2 protein-coding genes are annotated in these 3,031 nt (G+C 67.2%); both read left to right on the top strand.

The annotated features are described in order from the left end of the window. Window positions 1–4: 4 nt before the first annotated feature. The gene (locus VFA16_RS16720) at window positions 5–1,819 is read left to right on the top strand and encodes a gamma-glutamyltransferase family protein (protein WP_414687746.1); all 1,815 of its coding nucleotides are present in this window, start codon (window positions 5–7) and stop codon (window positions 1,817–1,819) included. A gap of 214 nt (window positions 1,820–2,033) precedes the next feature. Further along, on the top strand, window positions 2,034–3,031 hold a 998-nt coding region (locus tag VFA16_RS16715), incomplete at its 3' end, for a fused response regulator/phosphatase (RefSeq protein ID WP_324968890.1).

Raw genomic sequence — 3,031 nt, 5'->3', positions numbered from 1 at the left:
CGCGATCGTCGTCAACGGCACACCGGCACCTAAGACATCGGCGAAGGCTGCCAGTGGCCCCGAGGTCGCCACCGGCTACCGCCGCGGTATGACGGCGGTGCGAACGGCTCACTACGCGGTAGCAACCGCCAACCCGCTGGCCACCCAAGCGGCTTGTCAGGTACTGCGCGACGGCGGGTCGGCTGCAGACGCACTAGTCACCGCTCAGGCGGTGCTGGGCCTGGTGGAGCCGCAGTCGTCGGGCCTCGGCGGCGGCGGGTTCCTGCTCTACTACGACGCCGCGTCCAACTCCCTGCAGGCCTACGACGGCCGCGAAACCGCGCCAGCGGCAGCGACGGAAAACTACCTTCGCTGGATCGACGATGTGAATCATGCTTTGCCGCAACCAAATCCGCGCGCATCGGGACGCTCGATCGGTATTCCGGGCATCCTACGACTCTTGGAGCTGGTCCACAACGAACACGGCAGGACCCCCTGGCGGGACCTGTTCAGTCCCGCCATCGGCTTGGCCGACAATGGCTTTGCCATTAGTCCGCGGCTAGCGGCTGCGGTCAGCGATGCAGCGCCTATGCTGCGCGCCGATCCCGCCGCGGCCTCATACTTCGTTAACCCAGACGGCAGCCCCAAGACCACGGGCACTCACCTCACCAACCCGGCATACGCAAAGACGCTGGGCGCCATCGCCTCTGACGGTCCGCAGGTGTTCTACACCGGAGACATCGCCCACGACCTGGTTGCGGCGGCAGCAGATACCACCGGAGGGCGCACACCGAGCCTGATGACGCCAGCTGATCTGGCCGGCTATGCCGCCCGGAAACGACATCCGCTCTGTATCGCCTACCGGGAACATGAACTTTGCAGCACACCCCCGCCCTCGGGTGGCATCGCGGTGCTCGCGACCATGGGCACCCTGGCTAACTTCCCGATGCGGAACTTTCCGCCCACCGGCGTCGACCTCAACGGTGGCCGGCCGTCCGTGATGGGCGTGCACCTCGTCACGGAAGCCGAGCGGCTCGCGTACGCCGACCGATACCAGTACGTCGCAGACACCGATTTCGTGCCGCTTCCCGGCGGCTCGCCCGACACGTTGCTCAACACCCACTACTTGGCCGGGCGAGCCGCGCTGATGGCCCAGCAGCACACCATGGGCACGGCGCAGCCGGGAAACTTCGGCGCGCCACCGACGGATGCGCCGCCACCACCCGAACACGGCACCAGCCACATCAGCGTCGTCGACGCCCAGGGAAACGCGGCATCGTTCACCACCACCATCGAGTCCAACTTCGGCTCATTCCACATGGTGGACGGATTCATGTTGAACAACGAACTGACCGATTTCTCCGCGCAACCCAGTACTCCCGACGGCACCCCCGTCGCCAACCGCATCCAAGCCGGAAAGCGGCCACGCAGTTCGATCTCGCCGATACTGATCTTCGACCACGGACCGTCCGGGCGCGGACCGCTGAGCGCGGTGACGGGGTCACCGGGCGGGTTGGCGATCATCCAGCATGTGACCAAGACGCTTGTCTCATTGCTGGATTGGGGGCTCAATCCCCAACAGGCGGTGTCAGCGGTGGATTTCGGTGCGACGAACTCGCCGATAACAAATGTCGGCGGCGAGCATCCCGCGATCGACAATTCCGACGGAGGTAACCACGATCCGCTGGTTGAAGGCCTGCGAGCCCTTGGACACCAGGTTGACGTCGCCGATCAGTCCAGCGGATTGTCGGCGATTGCGCGCAGCGGCTCGGGCTGGATCGGCGGCGCCGACCCCCGGCGCGAAGGACTGGTGATGGGCGACCTTGCTGGCCGGAGCTGAGTCGGCCCGGCTCACCACGCGCCTGGATAGCACCGGCTGAAGCGAGGAACGCGGCTCGGTATTGTCGAGGCATTGTCACTGAAGCAGAGGGTCAGCGCGACCGGGTGACGTTACGAGAGGACGTGATTGCCGATGCCCGATGCGCGCGCCACTTGACGCCACATCCGTGTCTGCGCCCGAGGTCGGCGCTGTCGGTAGCGTAGCCGGGCACAAGCTGTCGCTACTGTTGGTCGAGGACGACCGGGCCGACGGCCTGCTGGTCGAGGAACTCATCGCCGACGCGGCGGCGGACATCGGCCTCACGTGGGCGCAGACCATGGCCGACGCTGAACGCGAGCTCGCGTTCGCCCGTCCCGACTGCGTCCTGTTGGACCTGCACCTACCCGACGCCGACGGCATCTTCGCGCTGAAGCGCGTCACCGAGCACGACCCGACGCTGCCGATCATCGTGTTGACCGGCCTGAACGACGAGCACTTCGGCGTCTCGGCGGTGGCCTCCGGCGCGCAGGACTACCTGGTAAAAGGCCGCGTGGACTCCGAAACACTGCGACGCGCCGTCCTCTATGCAATCGAGCGCAAGCGTGCCGAGCTAACCGCCGTGGAGTTGCACGCCAGCCAGCTCCGGGCCCGGGAGAACGCACGACTGGAACGTGGTTTGCTCCCGTCACCGCTGCTGCTGGACGACCCCGGGGTGGAAATCGTCGCGCAGTACCGGCCAAGCCGTGAGAACGCCCTGCTTGGCGGCGACTTCTACGACTTCGTGCAGACCGCGGACCGGACCGTCCACGTGCTGATCGGCGACGTGGCCGGACACGGCCCTGACGAGGCCGCACTCGGTGTGGCATTGCGCATCGCCTGGCGCACGCTGACCTTCACCGGCCTACGCGGCTCGGAGCGGATGCGCCAACTCGAGCGGATCCTTCACGCCGAACGCGCCGGCAAGGGCATCTTCGCGACGGTGTTGAGCCTGGCCATCCCTCCCGGCACCGGTCCCATCACCGCTGTGCGGGCCGGCCATCCCGGCATGCTGCTGCATGGTCGCGGCACCGTGCAGTGGGTCGAGCCGCCCGGTGGGCCGGCCCTGGGCGTGCGTGCCGGCGATTGGGGCCCTCAGCAGCTGAATCTGCCGGCCGGCACGGGGCTTGTACTGCTCACCGATGGGCTGTTCGAAGGGCACTCGGGTCGGGGCAGGGAACGCCTGGGCGAAGACGG

It is taken from the genome of Mycobacterium sp. (assembly GCF_035653355.1).
In the GTDB taxonomy this organism is placed as follows: domain Bacteria; phylum Actinomycetota; class Actinomycetes; order Mycobacteriales; family Mycobacteriaceae; genus Mycobacterium.
This window is presented reverse-complemented; position numbering and strand designations above follow the sequence as displayed.